Source organism: Eubacterium sp. AM05-23, from assembly GCF_003477535.1.
Lineage (GTDB): Bacteria > Bacillota > Clostridia > Eubacteriales > Eubacteriaceae > Eubacterium > Eubacterium maltosivorans.
Map to the genome: position 1 here is coordinate 63213 of NZ_QUDF01000005.1, position 17648 is coordinate 80860.

At 49.1% G+C, this 17648-nt stretch carries 15 protein-coding genes and 1 other RNA gene; 11 read left to right on the top strand and 5 right to left on the bottom strand.

The window, feature by feature from the left end; translation table 11 throughout:
- Positions 1 to 48 precede the first annotated feature (48 nt).
- The 5 genes from DW091_RS07875 to dinB all read left to right on the top strand — a co-directional run bounded on the left by DW091_RS07875 (position 49) and on the right by dinB (position 5259).
- On the top strand, positions 49 to 1059 hold the full coding sequence (locus DW091_RS07875; RefSeq protein ID WP_118517883.1) for a nucleoid-associated protein: 1011 nt from the start codon (positions 49 to 51) through the stop codon (positions 1057 to 1059).
- A 170-nt stretch (positions 1060 to 1229) separates the two neighbouring features.
- Complete coding sequence (locus DW091_RS07880) at positions 1230 to 2471, top strand: competence/damage-inducible protein A (protein ID WP_058694694.1); 1242 nt, start codon at positions 1230 to 1232, stop codon at positions 2469 to 2471.
- A 70-nt stretch (positions 2472 to 2541) separates the two neighbouring features.
- The gene (gene recA, locus DW091_RS07885) at positions 2542 to 3702 is read left to right on the top strand and encodes a recombinase RecA (RefSeq protein WP_074616918.1); all 1161 of its coding nucleotides are present in this window, start codon (positions 2542 to 2544) and stop codon (positions 3700 to 3702) included.
- Between the two features lie 13 nt (positions 3703 to 3715).
- A complete protein-coding gene (locus DW091_RS07890; protein ID WP_058694692.1) occupies positions 3716 to 3907 on the top strand; it encodes a hypothetical protein in 192 nt (63 codons plus the stop codon).
- A gap of 119 nt (positions 3908 to 4026) precedes the next feature.
- Positions 4027 to 5259 (top strand): DNA polymerase IV, encoded by a 1233-nt coding sequence (gene dinB / locus DW091_RS07895; protein ID WP_118517884.1) that lies wholly within the window; start codon positions 4027 to 4029, stop codon positions 5257 to 5259.
- A gap of 52 nt (positions 5260 to 5311) precedes the next feature.
- On the opposite strand, the gene DW091_RS07900 is transcribed toward dinB, so the two are convergent.
- From DW091_RS07900 to DW091_RS07910, 3 genes are all read right to left on the bottom strand, one after another.
- Positions 5312 to 6034, bottom strand: coding sequence for an MIP/aquaporin family protein (locus DW091_RS07900; protein WP_058696382.1), 723 nt, complete (start codon positions 6032 to 6034; stop codon positions 5312 to 5314).
- 295 nt (positions 6035 to 6329) lie between these two features.
- Positions 6330 to 7880: a flotillin family protein gene (locus DW091_RS07905; RefSeq protein ID WP_118517885.1), complete on the bottom strand. Its 1551-nt coding sequence runs from the start codon at positions 7878 to 7880 to the stop codon at positions 6330 to 6332.
- A 32-nt stretch (positions 7881 to 7912) separates the two neighbouring features.
- The gene (locus DW091_RS07910; protein WP_074616915.1) at positions 7913 to 8149 is read right to left on the bottom strand and encodes a hypothetical protein; all 237 of its coding nucleotides are present in this window, start codon (positions 8147 to 8149) and stop codon (positions 7913 to 7915) included.
- 313 nt (positions 8150 to 8462) lie between these two features.
- Here DW091_RS07910 and DW091_RS07915 point away from each other — a divergent pair, with 313 nt between their 5' ends.
- The 5 genes from DW091_RS07915 (at position 8463) to DW091_RS07935 (ending at position 12799) form a co-directional block, all read left to right on the top strand.
- Positions 8463 to 9698, top strand: coding sequence for a trypsin-like peptidase domain-containing protein (locus DW091_RS07915; protein ID WP_118517886.1), 1236 nt, complete (start codon positions 8463 to 8465; stop codon positions 9696 to 9698).
- Between the two features lie 20 nt (positions 9699 to 9718).
- The gene (locus tag DW091_RS07920; RefSeq protein ID WP_058694687.1) at positions 9719 to 10387 is read left to right on the top strand and encodes a response regulator transcription factor; all 669 of its coding nucleotides are present in this window, start codon (positions 9719 to 9721) and stop codon (positions 10385 to 10387) included.
- Positions 10377 to 11861 carry a HAMP domain-containing sensor histidine kinase gene (locus tag DW091_RS07925; protein WP_058694686.1) on the top strand — a complete coding sequence of 495 codons (1485 nt, stop codon included), beginning with the start codon at positions 10377 to 10379 and terminating at the stop codon, positions 11859 to 11861. Before DW091_RS07920 ends, DW091_RS07925 begins: the two co-directional genes overlap by 11 nt.
- Positions 11862 to 11899: 38 nt before the next feature.
- An RNA gene (rnpB, locus tag DW091_RS07930) (RNase P RNA component class A) lies at positions 11900 to 12246 on the top strand.
- 223 nt (positions 12247 to 12469) lie between these two features.
- A complete protein-coding gene (locus DW091_RS07935) occupies positions 12470 to 12799 on the top strand; it encodes a hypothetical protein (protein ID WP_058694685.1) in 330 nt (109 codons plus the stop codon).
- Positions 12800 to 12879: 80 nt separating this feature from the next.
- Here the strand turns inward: DW091_RS07935 and DW091_RS07940 are convergent, their stop codons facing one another.
- The gene (locus DW091_RS07940; protein WP_058694684.1) at positions 12880 to 13650 is read right to left on the bottom strand and encodes an ABC transporter permease; all 771 of its coding nucleotides are present in this window, start codon (positions 13648 to 13650) and stop codon (positions 12880 to 12882) included.
- On the bottom strand, positions 13643 to 14578 hold the full coding sequence (locus DW091_RS07945) for an ABC transporter ATP-binding protein (protein WP_058694683.1): 936 nt from the start codon (positions 14576 to 14578) through the stop codon (positions 13643 to 13645). The genes DW091_RS07940 and DW091_RS07945 overlap by 8 nt, the downstream gene beginning before the upstream one ends.
- 835 nt (positions 14579 to 15413) lie before the next feature.
- Between DW091_RS07945 and DW091_RS07955 the strand changes: the two genes are divergently transcribed.
- A complete protein-coding gene (locus tag DW091_RS07955; protein ID WP_118517888.1) occupies positions 15414 to 17576 on the top strand; it encodes a diguanylate cyclase in 2163 nt (720 codons plus the stop codon).
- The last annotated feature ends 72 nt before the right edge of the window (positions 17577 to 17648 follow it).

The following is a 17648-nucleotide window of genomic DNA, read 5'->3' on the forward strand; positions in this document are numbered from 1 at the left end:
ATAAAAAACAAGCGCGGCGGAAGCCGCGCTTTTGTGTGAGGAGTTTTTATGGAAATCGATGTTCATGTAAAAAGAGCGATTTTACACATTCTGGATACAGGCGCGGGCATTCCGGTGCTTTCGGATACGCTGCTGGGCCTGCCCATCGGTATCCAGGAATACTTATATAAGCATCTGACCCGGGCCATGAAGGACCCGGATATTAAGAGAACCCAGTTTGTGGACCCGCCAAGCCGTTTTTGTGAGCTGGTACAGCAGTATAAAAAGGACGGCGAAAGCTTTACTTCTGTCAGCCAGGAAATTGCGAGTCTGCTCTTTGATTTTATGCTGGAAAACGTGGGAGTGCCGTCGGCCGATCTGCTGGTAGTCGATTTTATCGGCGATGGAGAGCCTTATTTGGGTGTTTTAAAGCTGAATTACATGCACAGCTATATCCACTATGTCGACCACGAGGACGGCCGTTTAAATGATATTCTGCGCCAGCCCTGTTCACTGCCGACAGAGGGGCAGCGGCTGGATGAGTTTGTGATCATCAACCTGAATACAGACCAGATTTTTCTTAAGGAAAAGAAGTTTGAGATTGATGATAAAAAGGAGTACTATCTCTCCAACCGTCTGGTTTTATGTGAGGATGTGCTCTCCGAAAAACAGACATTTGATATTGTGGAAAAAACTGTTAAAAAAATTATCGCCAGCGAGTATAACGGTGACATCGAAAAGCTGAACACTGTCAAGCGGGTCATTGCCGACGACTACGAATCGGACTCGGTCATCGATATGGACAGTATCGCGCAGGCCACCTTTGGCGATGACTTTACCGTTAAGGAGCGTTTCAGGGAAGAAGCGGCCAAAAAGGGTCTCACCCAGAGCAAGGTGGCGGTAAGCGATAATATTGAGAACAAGATTTTTAAAAAACAGAAGTTTGTCACAGACTCCGGTATAGAGCTCTCGATTCCAACAGATTACCTCATGCGGGAAGATATTGTGGAGTTCAGAAATAATCCGGACGGCACCATCTCGGTTGAGATAAAAAATATAGAAGGGTTTGTGCCAAAGTAAGCGGCTGCCAAATACGCGTTCCGGGCATCCCCCAAATTTTTTGTCGGCATCCAGAGTAAACAACTCTGAATCAAAGTTTAATAACATTGCAGAATTTTGCCAGAAACAGTATAATGATAAGGGCCGGAGCTTTATGAAGCCCGCCTGAATTGACATAAGGAGATGGAATTATGAATTGTGAGCTCGTTTCGGTTGGAACAGAACTTTTAACGGGAGACACCTTAAATACCAACGTTATGTTTTTGTCCAAGGAATTATCCATAAATGGCTTCTCGGTGCTTTATCATACAACGGTGGGCGACAATCCGGGGCGTCTGAAATCCGTCATCATGAGGGCTTTAACCCGCAGTGACCTGATCATTACGACCGGTGGTCTCGGACCTACTCAGGATGACCTGACAAAGGAAACCATCGCGGAAATCTTTGGGATGGAAATGGAACAGCGTCCGGAAATTGTCGCAAAGCTCAAAGCGTTTTTTGACCGCCGCGGGGTAGAAATGACAGAAAACAACCTGCGCCAGTCCTACGTGCCAAAGGGCGGCGTCATGCTGCCAAACCCCAGAGGCACCGCGCCGGGGATTATGATCAAGAAAGACGATAAGACCATTATCATGCTGCCAGGACCGCCGCATGAAATGATGGGCATGTACGAAGACTGTGTGGAGCCTGTCCTGCACCAGCTGAAAAACCAGCTTGTGATCTCACGATATTACAATCTTTCGGATATTGGTGAGTCCACCGTGGAGGACAGCATCATGGACATCATCGACCGGCAGGATAATCCCACGGTCGCCACCTACGCCAAGCTGGGCGAGGTGATGATCCGCCTGACGGCCAACGGTGACGATTCTGAAACCATTAACGCTTTGCTGGACCGTTATGAGAAGGTCATTATTGAGCGTTTTGGAAGCCATATTTTCACACATTCCCAGGACAGCCTGGACGTGACTGTCGGTAAGCTTTTAATGGAAAAGGGCCTGACCGTGGCCCTGGCAGAATCCTGTACCGGGGGCCTTGTTGCCTCAAAGCTGGCAGAGATTCCGGGAATTTCAGCGTCGTTGAAAATGGGGCTGGTTACCTACTCCAACGAAGCTAAAATGCAGCTTTTAAATGTGAGGGCTGAAACCCTTGACCGCTACGGCGCCGTCAGCGAGCAGACCGCGCGTGAGATGTGCGAGCACCTTAAGGAAATTTCAGGCTGTGATATTACCGCGTCGGTCACCGGCATTGCCGGGCCTGACGGCGGAACGCCGGAAAAACCTGTGGGACTGGTATACGTAGGGGTTTGTGCCAAAGGAAAAACCACCATAAAAAAATATCTCTTTGAAGGCAGCCGAAAGATTGTTCAATTGCGCACCGCCAATAAAGTTTTTCACTTAATTCGCGAAGCAATCCTTGACAAAACAGAGTGATTTCTTTATAATATAGATAGTGACAGAACGAACGTTCACAGAACGCTTCGTGGAAATAGAGGAGAAAAGTATGGCTGAAAAACGCAAACCATTAGAAAAAGTAGAAGAAAAAACAGACAACAGCGCAAAGCAGGAAGCCCTGAACGCTGCTTTAAAAAATATTGAAAAAACCTTTGGAAAGGGTGCAGTCATGCGTCTTGGAGACGAGAGCGCGAAGATGGATGTGGATGTTATCTCCACCTCCTCCATCGGTATTGATATGGCCCTTGGAATCGGCGGGGTGCCCCGTGGCCGGATCATTGAGATCTACGGGCCGGAATCCTCCGGTAAAACCACTATCGCCCTTCATATTGTGGCGGAAGCCCAGAAAGCCGGAGGCAACGCGGCCTTTATCGATGCCGAACATGCGCTCGATCCCGTATACGCAAAAGCCCTCGGTGTGGATGTCGATAACCTGATTGTATCCCAGCCGGATACAGGTGAGCAGGCCCTTGAAATTCTTGAAGCCTTGGTGCGGAGCGGCGCCATCGACGTAGCTGTTGTGGACTCTGTCGCGGCTCTGGTGCCCCGCGCGGAAATCGACGGGGAAATGGGGGACTCCCATGTTGGGCTTCAGGCGAGACTGATGTCCCAGGCCCTCAGAAAGCTGGCGGGGATTATCAAAAAATCCAATACCGCAGCGATCTTTATCAACCAGCTGCGTGAAAAGGTTGGGGTGATGTACGGTAATCCAGAGGTTACCACTGGCGGCCGTGCTTTAAAATTTTATTCCTCTGTCCGGATGGACATCCGCAGAATTGAGACCTTGAAAAAAGGAACGGACATGATCGGGAACCGTACCCGCGCCAAGATCGTAAAGAACAAGATGGCGCCGCCGTTTAAAACCGCAGAGTTTGACATCATGTACGGCGAGGGTATCTCCAGAGAAGGGGATATTCTGGACATGGCGGTTGAGCTGAACATTATTAAAAAAGCTGGTTCATGGTTCTCCTACGGCGAGGAACGCCTGGGACAGGGCCGTGACAAGGTCAAAGAATACCTCAAGGAAAACCCTGAATTTGCCGATGTGGTTGAACAGAAAATCCGTGATCATTTTGCAAAGAAGGATGAGCCCGAAGCGCCGGAGGAAAGCTCAGAGACTTTGGCGAAGGATCAGGCTGAAATGGCTGCCGAATTATCCGATGAGGATATGGATGAGTTTTTTGAGCTGAATGAGTTTGAGGAAGAATAAACAGGAGAAAAATATGGAATTAGCGGAATTAAAAGTAAAAGTACTGGAAGCCATGCGTGAAAACGGCGCGCCGATGAATGCCGGAGCGGTTCAGAAGGCACTGGACGTTGACCGCAAGGAGATTGATAAAGCCTTTAAAGAGTTAAAAGCTGAAGGCGCCATTGTTTCACCGGTTCGCTGCAAATGGGAGCCGGCTGACAAATAAGAAAGCTGACAGAAAAGGGTGCGTACAGTCGTGTATGTGCCCTTTTTTAGTGGTATACAGGGCACGGCACATTTTTGCGCCGTGCTCTGCGGTAAACTTACATGCTGGGAGGTGAGAAGATGGAAAGAGTTCGCCGGATTCTTCATTGTGACCTGAACAGCTTCTACGCTTCGGTGGAGCTTTTATCCCATCCAGAGCTTAAGGAGCAGCCTGTGGCCGTCTGCGGTAATCCGGAAAACCGGCACGGCATTATCCTGGCTAAAAATGAAGCGGCAAAGAAATTTAAAATCCAGACTGCGGAGACCGTATATCAGGCAAAGCGGAAGTGCCCGGATCTGATTCTGCTGCCGCCTCATCACGACTTGTACCGCCATTACTCAAAAATAATCAATGAGATTTACAACGAATTTACAGACCGAGTGGAGCCTTTCAGCATTGATGAGTCCTGGCTGGATGTGACCGATACGATGCATCTCTTTGGCGGCAGCGGCACAGCCATGGGCGATCTGGTGCGTGAGACAGTTAAGGAGCGTACCCGGCTGACCATCTCGGTGGGTGTTTCCTATAATAAAATTTTTGCCAAGCTGGGCAGCGACTATAAAAAGCCCGATGCCGTGACCGTCATTACACCGCAGAATTATAAAACACTGCTGTGGCCCCTGCCAGTCACTGATCTTATCTATGTGGGCAAGAGTGCTTTCAGGAAGTTGAAATGCTATGGCATAAGGACCATTGGAGATCTTGCTGTCTCAGACCGCTCTGTGCTTTCTCACGATATGGGAAAGATGGGAGAAATGCTCCACGATTATGCCAACGGCCTGGATGACAGCCCAGTTCGCTCAGCCACTGAACCGCGGGAGGTAAAATCCGTAGGGCATGGAAACACCTTCAGCAAAGACCTCGAAAATATGGAGGAGGTGAAAAAAGGCCTTTATCCGCTGGCTGAGACGGTCGCTAAACGCCTTAAGGGCTACCATCTGAAGTGCCGCGGCGTACAGGTGATGATAAAAGACCCGGATTTCCGCCAGATTTCAAGACAGATAACCCTGAGCCATCCAACACAGCTGTTTAAAGAAATCTTTGACGCGGCGGCCGCCCTGGTAGATAAATACTGGGATTTCACCAAGGGAATCCGTATGCTCACGGTAACGGGGATCAATCTGGTGAGCGCAGATACCTGTGAACCGGAACAGCTGACCCTTTTTGGCACAGACAGCTTTGAGAAGCGTGAGAAGCTGGAAAGGGTGGAAGCAGCCATGGACAAGCTGAAAGAAAAGTATGGCGACGCAATCATTTATAATGGAACCGCTCTGGAGAAAACAGAGCGTAAAGAAAAAGACCCATCCGAATAAACAGGATGGGTCTTTTGGGAAAGTTCGCTGTATGATTTTTATAAAAAGAAGATTATCCTAAAATAACTGCGTTGGCAAGCAGAGCGCCCAGGATCGCGCCGATCAATGGACCAACAACCGGAACCAGTGCGTAACCCCAGTCAGAGGAGCCCTTGTTCGGGATTGGCAGAATGGCGTGAGCGATACGTGGAGACAAGTCTCTGGCAGGGTTCATGGCGAATCCGGTGGTACCGCCAAGTGAGAAACCACAGGACATGATGATGGCATATACGAAGAAGTAATTCAAACCAACATCACCGACATTTGTCATGCCTGCATGGCCGATCGCTACAATAAAGAATACCAGTGCGAAGGTTGCTGCAGCTTCGCACAGGATATTCTGGGGGATATTACGGATCTGAGGACCTGTACAGAAGGTTCCTCTAATGGTATCCGCATCTTCGGTGGCAGCAAATTGAGGTCTGTAAACAACCCATACGAGGATTGCGCCGACTAAACCGCCCAGCATCTGTGCAAGAATGTAACCCGGAACTGCTGCCCACGGGAATGCACCGATAACGGCTAAACCGACTGTCAGAACAGGATTGAAATGTGCACCAGACTGTGCACCAAAGGCCATGGCTGGCAGCATAACTGCAAGACCCCAGCCAAGCATGATATAAACAGCACCGGCACCTTTAAAGCCGGACTTATTCAAATTAACCGCGGCACAAACGCCGTCCCCTAATAGTACAAGCAACGCTGTTCCGATAAATTCTGACATGTACGAAAGCATAGTAACTTCCATGATTTTCCCTCCTTATTCAATTGTAAATAGAAAAATAATAGCGTTTACACAAAAACAAAACTATAACTGTTATATGTTTATGTGATAATGAGAACAATACAGCGTTTTCTTTCGCTACATATATAATACACCCATTTGAAATAAATTCATATTGAATTAAAGTTATGGCAGATATAACCTGAAATTAAGTTAAAGTTGAAGCTTTGTGAGCGCGCTTTATTGAAAATGCTTTAACACATCATAAAAAAAGCAGCTCCTCAGGATCTGCTTTTTTATTGGAGTTTTATTTATTTTTACGCTCAGCGTCATGCTTCTGGACATCCTTTGCCATCTGGCGCAGAGCGTCGAGGGTAGAGATTTCATCCAGATCGGGGGACAGCGTTTCGATGGATTCCTCACGCAAAGGTTCCACCTTTGTCTCTTTTAATTCCGACTCAGGGGTTGACGGCACCGATTCTCTGGAGGATGCTTCGGAGACTTTTGGGGTATCCGCCAGGTCATCAAGCTCCTCGCCGCTCAGGCAGCTGGAGATCAGATCCTTGAGGTCCAGTCCTGTGCCATCCTTGACCGCGTTAAAAATCTGGCTGGCGGCGCCGGTGACGTCCTGAACCATCTTCGTTTCGTTTCCGTTGCCATACATGGTGATGGAATCTACCTTTTCCATTGGTTTGGCCGCGGCTTCCACCATTTCAGGCAGCTTTTCGATAACCATCTTGACAACAGACGGTCCTGTCATCTTGCGCATGGCCAGGGCTTCCTTTTCGATGGCGGCCGCTTTGGCCTCACCGATAGCCCGAATCCCTTCGGCTTCCTTCTGGCTCGCATAGAGCTTGGCGTCGGCGTCGAATTCCGCCTTGGCTTTGTCGGCCTCTGCCTTCTTTCCGATATCCGCCATATATTCATTCTCGCGGATACGGATTTCCTGCTGCTTCAGCTCAACTTCCTTCTGGGCTTTGATGATTTCAACTTCCTGCTGCTTGCTGACCAGGGCCTTGTTCTGTTCTTCTTTTTCGATGTCGTAGGCCACGTCGGACTGGGCCTTGGCGATGGCGCTCTCACGGTGATAGCCCGCGATCTGGACATCTTTTTCTTTTGTTTTTTCTTCGACCGCCACCTGGTTGGCCAGCTCAATTTCCTTGCTCTCGCGCTCGGCCTGGGACTGCTTGATCCGGGATTCCTTTTCGGCCTGGGCTCTCGCCACATCTGCTTCTTTCTTGATTTCAGCTGAGTTTTTAACCGCCAGGTTTTTAAGGACCTCATTGTTGTCCGTAAAGGACTGAATCGTCAGGTTGATGATCTCCATTCCCATTTTCTGAAGGTCCTCCTCGGCGGAGGTGACACACTGGTTAGCGAATTTTTCACGGTTCTGGACAAGGTCCTCAACGCTGAGCCCGCCCATGCCGCTTCGGATCGTTCCTTCCAGAATCTGCTTGACCATGTCGCGGATTTCATCAATGCGCTTGGTCGAAAACTGTTCAGCGGCCAGCAGCAGGTATTCAGGCTTGCTGGAGATTTTGACATTGGCCACAGCGTTAACCTTGACGCCAATGTAGTCTTTCGTGGGAATGTATTCTGAGGTGTCGATATCCACCTGCATCGTGGACAGGCTCAGTCGATACGCCTTTTCCAGGTAGGGGATAACAATTTTCGCGCCGCCGCCCGGCACGACCTTGATCTTGCTGGTGCCGATCACATTTCCCTGGGCGTCCTTGATGGGATGGGAAAAGGGCGATGAGATAAGCAGCGCCTCAGAAGGCGGGGCTTTTTTATAGCCTGTCAGCAACAGTATAACCACTGCGATGATGACAATACCGATAATAATAAATGTAAGCATAATAATTTCCTTCCTCTCAAAAAATTCTGTGCTTAATGCGCGTCTTCAGGGCCGATCTTTAATTTGTAGGTTTCGGGATTATCAGCCAGCTTCTGGATAAGTACCTTGCAGGTAATACAGAGCTGAATGGTCTCAAAATTTTTGTTCTTTTCAGCCAAATCCTGAACTTTATTAATCTCATCCCAGGTCAGCAGGCGGAGTTCCTCCGCTTCCTTTAATGTATAGGCGGATTTATCCCGGATATAGGGCAGAACATCTTCAATTTTCACGGTTTACCTCCTTTAATATAACCATTTCAACCATCTTGATTTCTTATATCTCCTTTCTTAATCCCATTATAGCATGTTCATCTTATTTTGTGGCGCTTTTCGAAAAATTTACCAGTTATTGATTTAAGGCGGTGATTGGGGTAAAATAAAGAAAGAAGGCCGCTGGTGGCGATCATCACGCAAAAAACGCGAAAAAACTCCAAATTTCAGCGCCCTTTCACGAAGCGTTCATAAAACCGTCACATTCTCCATTTAGAATAAAGCTATCAACAAAAATAAAAGCGATATGCGACTTAAATAAATGGAGGAACAAATGAACGATCAGTATACAAATAATCAATTTACAAACAATAATGATGAAGAACCAAAGGTAGAAAACGCTCTGGTGCCCATTGACGGCGGCCAGAAGAAAAAGAAAAAACGGTTTGCGGGTAAAAATGTGTTCGCGAAGAAAACCGGGGCCATGATGGCAGTGGGTCTGGTGCTCTCGGGCGCCTGCGGTTTTGGCGGCGGTATGCTGGCCAGCAGTCTGGGGGGCAACAATAAAAGTGTGATGTACCAGTCCGTGGAGCGCACCAGCACCAATTCCAATGAGACCAGTAATTCCGGCGCCATGACCACCCAGCAGATCGCTGAGTCGGCGGGCAACTCTGTCGTAGAAATCAAGACCGAAACAGTGACCAAGGACAGCCGGCTTCAGCAAGCAGTGTCCGAAGGCGCTGGCAGCGGCGTGATCGTCACCAATGACGGCTATGTGGTGACCAACAACCATGTGATCGACGGCGCCAGCAAGATTACCGTCACTCTGAAATCCGGCCAGAGCTATGAGGCAAAACTGGTCGGCACGGATGCCACCTCAGATGTAGCGCTGCTCAAAATCGACGCCAATGATCTGCAGCCGGCTGTCATGGGCGATTCGGACAAGCTGAGCGTGGGCGAGACCGTTGTGGCGATCGGGAACCCGCTTGGGGAACTGGGCGGCACAGTTACCGACGGCATTGTCTCAGCCCTGAACCGTGAAATCACCATCGACGGGGATACCATGAACCTGCTCCAGACAAACGCGGCCATTAATCCCGGCAACTCCGGCGGCGGGCTGTTCAACGAATACGGCGAGCTGGTGGGAATCGTGGACGCCAAGTCAACGGGCACTGGAGTGGAAGGCCTTGGCTTTGCCATCCCGATCAATGATGTGAAAACAGTGGTCGAATCCTTATCTCAAAACGGCTATGTAAAGGGACGTCCGAGCCTTGGCGTGTCTTTAGTGGATGTCAACTCAGCTGAAACCGCCATGCAGTACCGTGTCTCTGAAATGGGCGTATATGTGGCCAAGGTGGCGGACAGCTCCGGAGCGTCAGCGGCGGGCATCCAGTCTGGCGATATGATCGTCTCTGTGGACGGCACGGCAGTCTCAAGCGCTGCGGATGTCAAGACTGCTATTAAGAGCCATCAGGTAGGCGACACTGTTAAAATCGAAGTGCAGCGCGGCGGCAGCATGCTGACCCTAAACGCCACACTGGGAGAGGAAACCCCCACCACGAATAACTAACAGAAAAACGAGGTAAAGAAATGTACCGGATTCTAATGGTTGATGATGAGGAGAAAATACGGGCGATTGTAAGAAAATACGCGGAATTTGAGGGCAATGAGGTCGTCGAGGCCGCTGATGGTATGGAGGCAGTGGAACTCGCCAAAAGCCAGGATTTTGACATCATTATTCTGGATATTATGATGCCAGAGCTTGATGGCTTCTCAGCCTGTAAGGAAATCCGTAAATATAAGGATACACCGGTTATCATGCTCTCCGCCAGAGGTGAGGAGTATGACCGGATCCATGGTTTTGAACTGGGCATTGACGACTATGTTGTCAAGCCCTTTTCGCCTAAGGAGCTGATGATGCGCGTGGGTGCGATTCTCAAACGGAGGGGCGGCGCCAAGGAGAACAGAGACGTGGTCAAAATTGGAGACCTGGAGGTGGATTTTGCCGGGCGCCGCGTCACGATTTCCGGAAAACCGGTTGAGATGACGCCAAAGGAGTATGATCTCTTTTTTTACATGGTGCGCAACCGGGGGATCGCCCTGACGCGGGAAAAGCTCATTACAAATGTCTGGGGCTATGATTTTTATGGCGATGACCGCACCCTGGATACGCACATTAAGCTGCTGAGAAAAAGTCTGGGTGATTACAGCAGGTGCATCGTGACACTGCGCGGAGTAGGATACCGTTTTGAGGCTTAAGAATACCAGCATTAAATGGAAGCTTTTCGCCTATATTGCCCTTTTTGCAGCGGTCATGATCTTTGTGATCTGGCTCTTCCAGATCGTCTTTTTAAACGGCTTTTACCGCCAGACAAAGATCAGTGAGCTTAAATCTCTGGCCAACACCATCTCCGCCAATATTGACAGCAACGATTTGAGCAATATTGTAACAGAGGTGGCAGGGCGGAACAATATCTGCGCGAAGATCACCGATACCGAGAATAATGTGGAGATCAACGTGGACACGGTTCCCCGCTGTGTGCTGCACCAGATGACCGCCCAGGATCTGGCGAACCTGTATCTGCAGGCCAAACAGCACGGCGGCTCCTATTTTGAGAGCTTCTCCAAGGACAGCTACCAGCTGATTAACATTCAGAGCAGCGACGGCCGCCAGGGGGTGATCCCTGAAAAGAAATTTGAGCGGGATGAAAACCTGATTTACACCCAGATCATTACAGGCGGCAGTGGCAGACAGTATGTGATCATGCTGAACACCATGATCTCGCCCGTCAACGCCACAGTACAGACCCTGCGTTCCCAGCTTTTTTATATCAGCATGGTATTCATGGCGCTTGCCCTTATCTTTGCAGCCATTATGTCTAAGAAGGTCTCAAAGCCCATTATCAAGATTAATGAAAGTGCCAAGGAGCTCGCAAAGGGCAATGTGGCGGTTCACTTTGATGGAGAAGGCTACCGGGAAATCACAGAGCTCAACGATACGCTGAACTACGCGGCGGAGGAGCTTTCAAAGGTGGAAAACCTGCGGCGTGAGCTGATCGCCAACGTTTCCCATGACCTGCGCACACCTCTAACCATGATTACCGGCTATGCCGAGGTCATGCGGGACATTCCAGGTGAAAACACACCGGAAAACGTGCAGATCATCATTGACGAGGCCAACCGCCTGACAAGCCTGGTCAATGATATGCTGGATATCTCCAAGCTTCAGGCCGGCGTGCAGGTCTTAAACGAAGCCCCATATAATCTGACTCAGAGCATCCGCCGGATTCTCACAAGGTATACAAAGCTCATCGAGCAGGAAGGATATCATATACGTTTTGAGGCGGATCGGGATGTCTTTGTAAAGGCTGACGCGATCAAAATGGAACAGGTGATTTACAATCTGGTGAATAATGCCGTCAACTATGCCGGCGAGGATAAAACCGTTGTGATCCGCCAGAACGTCTCGGGAGATACGGTGAAGATCGAGGTGCTGGATCATGGCGATGGCATCGAGGAGGCGCTGCTGCCCTATGTGTGGGACCGATATTATAAAATTGACAAAGCCCATAAACAGGCGTCCATTGGAACTGGGCTGGGGCTATCCATTGTCAAGAATATCATGGAGCTGCATCACCTTCGCTTTGGCGTCAACAGCGCACCGGGAATGGGAAGCAACTTCTGGTTTGAAATGAAGATCATAGAGGACAATACCGAAAAAAATCAAAATTAACGTTGATTTTACAGGCGTTTTGCGGTATACTGACTAAGCTACTAAGCCAGATAATCGCGGGCAGCGCAGGCTGTCTGAGGAAAGTCCGAGCTCCGCAGAGCAGGGTGCCGGGTAACGCCCGGTGGAGGCGACTCCAAGGCAAGTGCAACAGAAAGTAAACCGCCGGCCTGGCCGGTAAGGATGAAAGGGTGAGGTAAGAGCTCACCAGTGGCGAGAGTAATCCGTCAGCTATGTAAACCCCACCTGGTGCAAGACCAAGAACGGATGTAAAAAAGGCGGCTGCTCGTCGCCGTCCAAATGGTAGGTCGCTTGAATCCATTGGTAACAATGGATCTAGACAGATGATTATCTAAGACAGAACTCGGCTTACAGACTTAGTGGTATGAATTAAAAATGAAAGACCCTTTCAAACAGCTTAAACAGGCGGTTTGAAAGGGATTTTTCTTTTTCAGGGCTCCTGATCTTTGACCAGGAGCTTTTTTATATGAAGAAAGACGAGCGATTATTATTTTAAAATGTATCCTAATTAATAATAGACAAGAACTAAAATAGATGCTATAATAATGACGGTAAAACGTTTATATCGAAGAACGAAGGAGGAAGATATTATGAAGATCAATATGGATAAGGCTGTTGTTGAATTTATTCCAGAAAATCCGATTGAAACCGCTGAGCTTGAAGCGCTTTGGATTAAAATGGGGAACTGCGTGGGCGATAATAAGAAATTGTCACCGATTGGCGTATATATCCCGACAGAAAACAATGTGGCGCGCTTTCACATTGGTGGTTTAACAGAAGCAGAAGCAAAGGCTGCACCAGAGCTCCGGGCGCCTTTTGACTGTCAGGTTTACTGCCTGACCTGTAATAAGGTTCAATCTGTAAAAGAAGGAGATTTAATTCCTTTCTGCTGCGGAAAACCCATGGAAATCATGGATTAATCATCGAGTATTTACAGCTCTTCTGGTGCAGGCGGTCCGCTTTGTGAAGAAGGGCTTTTTTATTTTTTTGAAAAAAGAGGTCAGCTTCTTAAGCCGACCCCTTTTTCAATCAGATACCAGCAAATGCCATAAAGCACGATGATAAAAAGGATGAGGATCATCAGAGACCAGACGACCGGGACATCCGTTACGCCAAGAAATCCAAAGCGAAAGCCTGAGACCATATAGACAATGGGGTTAACCTTTGATACGGCCTGCCAGATCGGCGGCAGCATTGAAATTGAATAGAATACGCCGCCCAGATAGGTTAATGGCTGCAGCACAAAGGTCGGCACAATGGATACATCGTCAAAAGACCTGGCAAAGATGCCGTTCAGCAGTCCAGCCAGCGAAAACAAGACGGCAGTCATCAGCAGGGTCACGAGGATGATGGGCCAGGAAAAGACATGAAGGGGCACAAAAAATAATGAAATCCCGGTAACGAGGGCCCCGACCAGGATGCTGCGGCCCACCCCGCCGGCGACGAATCCGAAAATGATCACCTGGGTGGGCACCGGCGCCACCAACAGTTCCTCAATATTTTTCTGAAATTTTTGAGAGAAGAAGGAGGAGGCGACATTGGCATAAGAGCTCGTGATGACAGACATCATGATGAGCCCGGGCACAATGAACTCCATATAGGAAAAGCCGCCCATTTCTCCAATCCGGCCGCCGATCAGGTTTCCAAAAATAACGAAATACAACGATGTGGTGATGACCGGCGGCACCAGGGTTTGTACCCAGATACGCAGATAGCGGTTGGTTTCTTTTGCTGCCAGACGTTTTAGCGCGGTAAAATATAGTTTAAACATTTTTTCCCTCCGATTGATGTTTTACATCGGTGATTTTTAAGAACAGTTCTTCCAGGCGGTTGGATTTGTTCCGCATGGAAGCGACCTTTATCCCTTGCCGCGTGAGCTGCTCGAAGATGCCGTTGACCCCCTGGTCACGCTGGACCTCGGCGACAAGGGTTCGGCTGTCCTCAAAATAATTTTTATACCCGCTGATGACGGGTTTGTGCTCAAAAGGTTCTAAATCAAAAATAAAGGTTTCAAACTGTAATTTTGACAACAGGTTTTTCATGCTGGTGTTCTCGATCAGTTCACCGGACTGAATAATGCCGATATTGCGGCAAAGCATTTCCGCCTCCTCAAGATAATGGGTCGTCAGAATAATGGTCGTGCCCTGTGCGTTCAGGTTTCTCAGAAAATCCCACATTTCACGTCTCAGCTCAATATCGACTCCGGCGGTGGGCTCGTCCAAAATAAGCAGACGCGGTTCGTGCATCAATGCCCGCGCGATCATCAAACGCCGCTTCATTCCGCCGGAAAGCATCCGCGCCCGTTCATGGCGTTTCTCGAGCAGGCCGGATTGCCTGAGGTATTTTTCGCTGCGCTTCAGAGCCTCTTTGTGGGGAACGCCGTAATAACCGGCCTGATTGACAACGATCTGTTCAACGGTTTCGAATGGATTGAAGTTAAACTCCTGGGGGACCAGGCCGATCTGCTGCTTTGCCTGCACAAGCTCCGTGTCAAGGTCATATCCGAATACCTTCACCGACCCGGACGTTTTATTGACCAGGGAGGTCACAATTCCGATGGTAGTGGATTTTCCGGCGCCATTTGGTCCGAGCAGCGCGTAGAAATCGCCCTGCTCCACGACCAGATCAATGCCGCGCAGCGCCACGACGCCCGATTCATATGTTTTCTTTAAATTTTTTAATTCGAGTGCAACTGTCATATTTTTCTCCTCATTAACAAGCATTCTGTTCTTTCAACTATAATTCACAGAGCCTGAACCGTCAAGCAAAAAATGCGGTTTGAAAGCAGGACTGCTGAATGAAAAAGTGCGCCTAACAGGATGTTTCAAAAGCTACGGTCTACCAAGGGATAGGAGAGTATCGCGCTCATTGAAAATGTTAGGTGCACCTTTTTTAATATATCAGATATTTGGGGCTTTTGCAAGAGCGGTTAAGCTAAGGTTTAGATATGTTATAGAGTATACCCTTTTATGGACTGCCGATATCTTTTTTATTCTGATGTTTAGAACCCGGGTCTTCGGGTATAAATATAAAAGAACACACATACCTCTTACTTAAATCAATTAATCTCTCCCCCAATTTACTCTCCCCAAGAGAAGCCCCTGATCTTCGGATCAGGGGCTTTTTTGCTGCAATTCACTAAGATGCGGCAGTGAAACTTGTGAAGAATATTCGTTCTCAAACACTTGATTTTTGAAACGAATGTTTGTATAATAAGAGTGTCATCACTTTTCTTTGAGGGGATAATCGCGATAAAAAGACAGGGCAGAGTGGTCTTGCACAGTGACCAAAGCGAGGTCCGTGCATCGGTTGAAGCGCTCCATGCTCCTGAGCTGTACCGATTGTCCCCCCTCTATGGTTTCTTGTCTTTCAATATTATCGGTGCTTTGCTTTTATGAGCTGTTCTGGCAGATGATTCTGAGTTTTTTATTGCGCGCTAAAAGTTGAACTTTTTCTGTGATTAAGTTATAATGAATTAAGACTTATTATAAAATAGCATTTATAGAGATTCAAGTCCGTTTAAGGGAGTTGTTTATGGATAATCAGGCAGAAAAAAGAAAGATACTCATCGTTGACGACATGGAGCTGAACCGCGCGCTGCTGTGCGAGATGTTCCAGACAAAATATACAATATACGAAGCTGAAAACGGTGCGCAGGCGCTGGAAATTCTGGAGCGGGAGAGCGAAAATATCGCGGTTGTGCTTTTGGATCTCATCATGCCAGTGCTCGATGGCTTTGGCGTCTTGCAGGAAATGGAGCGTATGAGCCTGACTGGGCGGATACCGGTCATCATGATCACTGCTGAGAACAGCGAGGGCGTCATGCAGCGGGGCTATGAGATGGGGGCCGCCGATATTGTCACCAAACCCTTTAACCCCAATATTGTCATTCAGCGCGTCCACAACATTATCGAGCAGTATACGCAGAAGCTCCACCTGCGCCAGCTGGTGGCTGAGCAGACAAAGGCGCTGCGGGAGCAGGCGGAAAAAATGCGTGAAAACAGCGCGCAGATGATCGATACGCTCAGCAGCATCATTGAATTTAAGAATACTGAATCTGTGTCTCATATACACAACGTGCGTGTGATTACCAGACTGCTTCTGGCTGAGTTCGCAAAGGGCCACAGCGAGTACGGCCTGTCCGACTCCCTGATTGAGATGATCTCCGAGGCGGCGGCCATGCACGATATCGGCAAGGTAGCCATACCGGACAATATCCTCAACAAGCCCGGCCGACTGACCGATGAGGAATTCGAGATCATGAAGACCCATACCTCCCGGGGCAGCGAGATTTTGATGGAGCTGTCCGGCGTCCAGGATCTGGCTTACTATGACTACTGCTATGATATCTGCCGCCACCACCATGAGCGGTGGGACGGAGGCGGCTATCCTGATGGCCTGGCGGGCAATGAGATCTCCATCTGGGCCCAGGCGGTGTCGCTGGCTGACGTTTATGACGCCCTGACCAGTAAACGGGTTTATAAGGACGCCTACACCCATGAAACCGCTGTCCAGATGATTTTAGACGGCGAGTGCGGGGTGTTTAACCCGCAGCTGATCGAGTGCTTTCTGACAGCGCTGCCTGAGCTTAACCGTTCCATGAAAGGCGGCGAAATGCTGACGTCGACGGTTACCGCGCCCGGTGAAGTGACCATTCCGGAAAAGAAGAAAAAAGAGACTCACGGCGATCTTTCCAGCCGGACCCTATACCTGTTAGAACAGGAGCGTCAGAAATATCAGATACTGTCTGAGCTTTCGGATGAGCTCATTTTTGAATATGACCTGCGCACTGATAAGCTGGTCTTTTCTGACCGTTTTCAGATATTGACCGGAAAAGACCCGGTGTTCCCACAGATCAGCAGGATATTATCGGATGCGTCGCTGGTCAACGCCGAGGACTACAGCCGCCTTTACAGGATGCTTGAGCGCGTTACGCCGAACAGGCCGACCTGCAAGGCAGAGCTGCGCATCAATCTGGATGGCCAGGGGTTCCAATGGTACCAGGTATACCTTTATCCCATCTGGGATATGGAGTTTGAGCCGGTATGCGTGAGCTACATCGGTAAGCTTATCAATGTGGAGGAGACCAAGCAGCGCAATCTGATGCTTAAAAAGGAAGCGGAGAGCGATCCGCTCACGGGGCTGTTAAACCAGCGGGCCATGCGTGAGCAGACGATTCTGGTGCTAAAGGACCGTCGTGTGAAGAATGCGGCCCTGTGCTTTGCCGACGTCGATAACTTTAAATCGGTCAATGATGAGCGCGGCCATCTGTTTGGGGATATGGTACTCAAGGAGGTGGCGGAGATCCTGACCAGCAGCGTGCGCCATACCGATCTGGTAGGCCGTGTGGGCGGTGATGAGTTCCTGATTCTGTTCCACGATATCGTCGACCAGCAGGATATAGAAAGGCGTGTTGCGGCCATCTGTAAAAAGCTGAACAAACGCTTTAAAAGCTATGGCATTACCGGAAGCCTTGGCATTTCCCGTTATCCTCAGGATGGGGAGGATTTTGACATCCTTCTCCAGAAGGCGGATCAGGCCCTTTACCACTCCAAGGATCTGGGGAAAAACCGGTATAAGGTTTACGATGTCAGCTGCGCCAACCGGCCGTTCCGCTCATCCCTGACCAGGGTGGATAACTATAACGAAAAAATCGAGGAGATGGCCAGGGAATTAAAAAACGGAACCAGCAGTTGAGCAGAGGGGCTTTTGTCCCTCTGTTTTTATGTTAAAATAGAAGCATCAAGCACATAAAAGGAGCAGAATAGC

Excerpts from the sequence above, each read along its gene's own strand:
- DW091_RS07875 (WP_118517883.1), top strand. The coding sequence starts at position 49 with ATGGAAATCGATGTTCATGTAAAAAGAGCGATTTTACACATTCTGGAT.
- DW091_RS07880 (WP_058694694.1), top strand. The coding sequence starts at position 1,230 with ATGAATTGTGAGCTCGTTTCGGTTGGAACAGAACTTTTAACGGGAGAC.
- recA (WP_074616918.1), top strand. The coding sequence starts at position 2,542 with ATGGCTGAAAAACGCAAACCATTAGAAAAAGTAGAAGAAAAAACAGAC.
- DW091_RS07890 (WP_058694692.1), top strand. The coding sequence starts at position 3,716 with ATGGAATTAGCGGAATTAAAAGTAAAAGTACTGGAAGCCATGCGTGAA.
- dinB (WP_118517884.1), top strand. The coding sequence starts at position 4,027 with ATGGAAAGAGTTCGCCGGATTCTTCATTGTGACCTGAACAGCTTCTAC.
- DW091_RS07900 (WP_058696382.1), bottom strand. The coding sequence starts at position 6,034 with ATGCTTTCGTACATGTCAGAATTTATCGGAACAGCGTTGCTTGTACTA.
- DW091_RS07905 (WP_118517885.1), bottom strand. The coding sequence starts at position 7,880 with ATGCTTACATTTATTATTATCGGTATTGTCATCATCGCAGTGGTTATA.
- DW091_RS07915 (WP_118517886.1), top strand. The coding sequence starts at position 8,463 with ATGAACGATCAGTATACAAATAATCAATTTACAAACAATAATGATGAA.
- DW091_RS07920 (WP_058694687.1), top strand. The coding sequence starts at position 9,719 with ATGTACCGGATTCTAATGGTTGATGATGAGGAGAAAATACGGGCGATT.
- DW091_RS07935 (WP_058694685.1), top strand. The coding sequence starts at position 12,470 with ATGAAGATCAATATGGATAAGGCTGTTGTTGAATTTATTCCAGAAAAT.
- DW091_RS07940 (WP_058694684.1), bottom strand. The coding sequence starts at position 13,650 with ATGTTTAAACTATATTTTACCGCGCTAAAACGTCTGGCAGCAAAAGAA.
- DW091_RS07945 (WP_058694683.1), bottom strand. The coding sequence starts at position 14,578 with ATGACAGTTGCACTCGAATTAAAAAATTTAAAGAAAACATATGAATCG.
- DW091_RS07955 (WP_118517888.1), top strand. The coding sequence starts at position 15,414 with ATGGATAATCAGGCAGAAAAAAGAAAGATACTCATCGTTGACGACATG.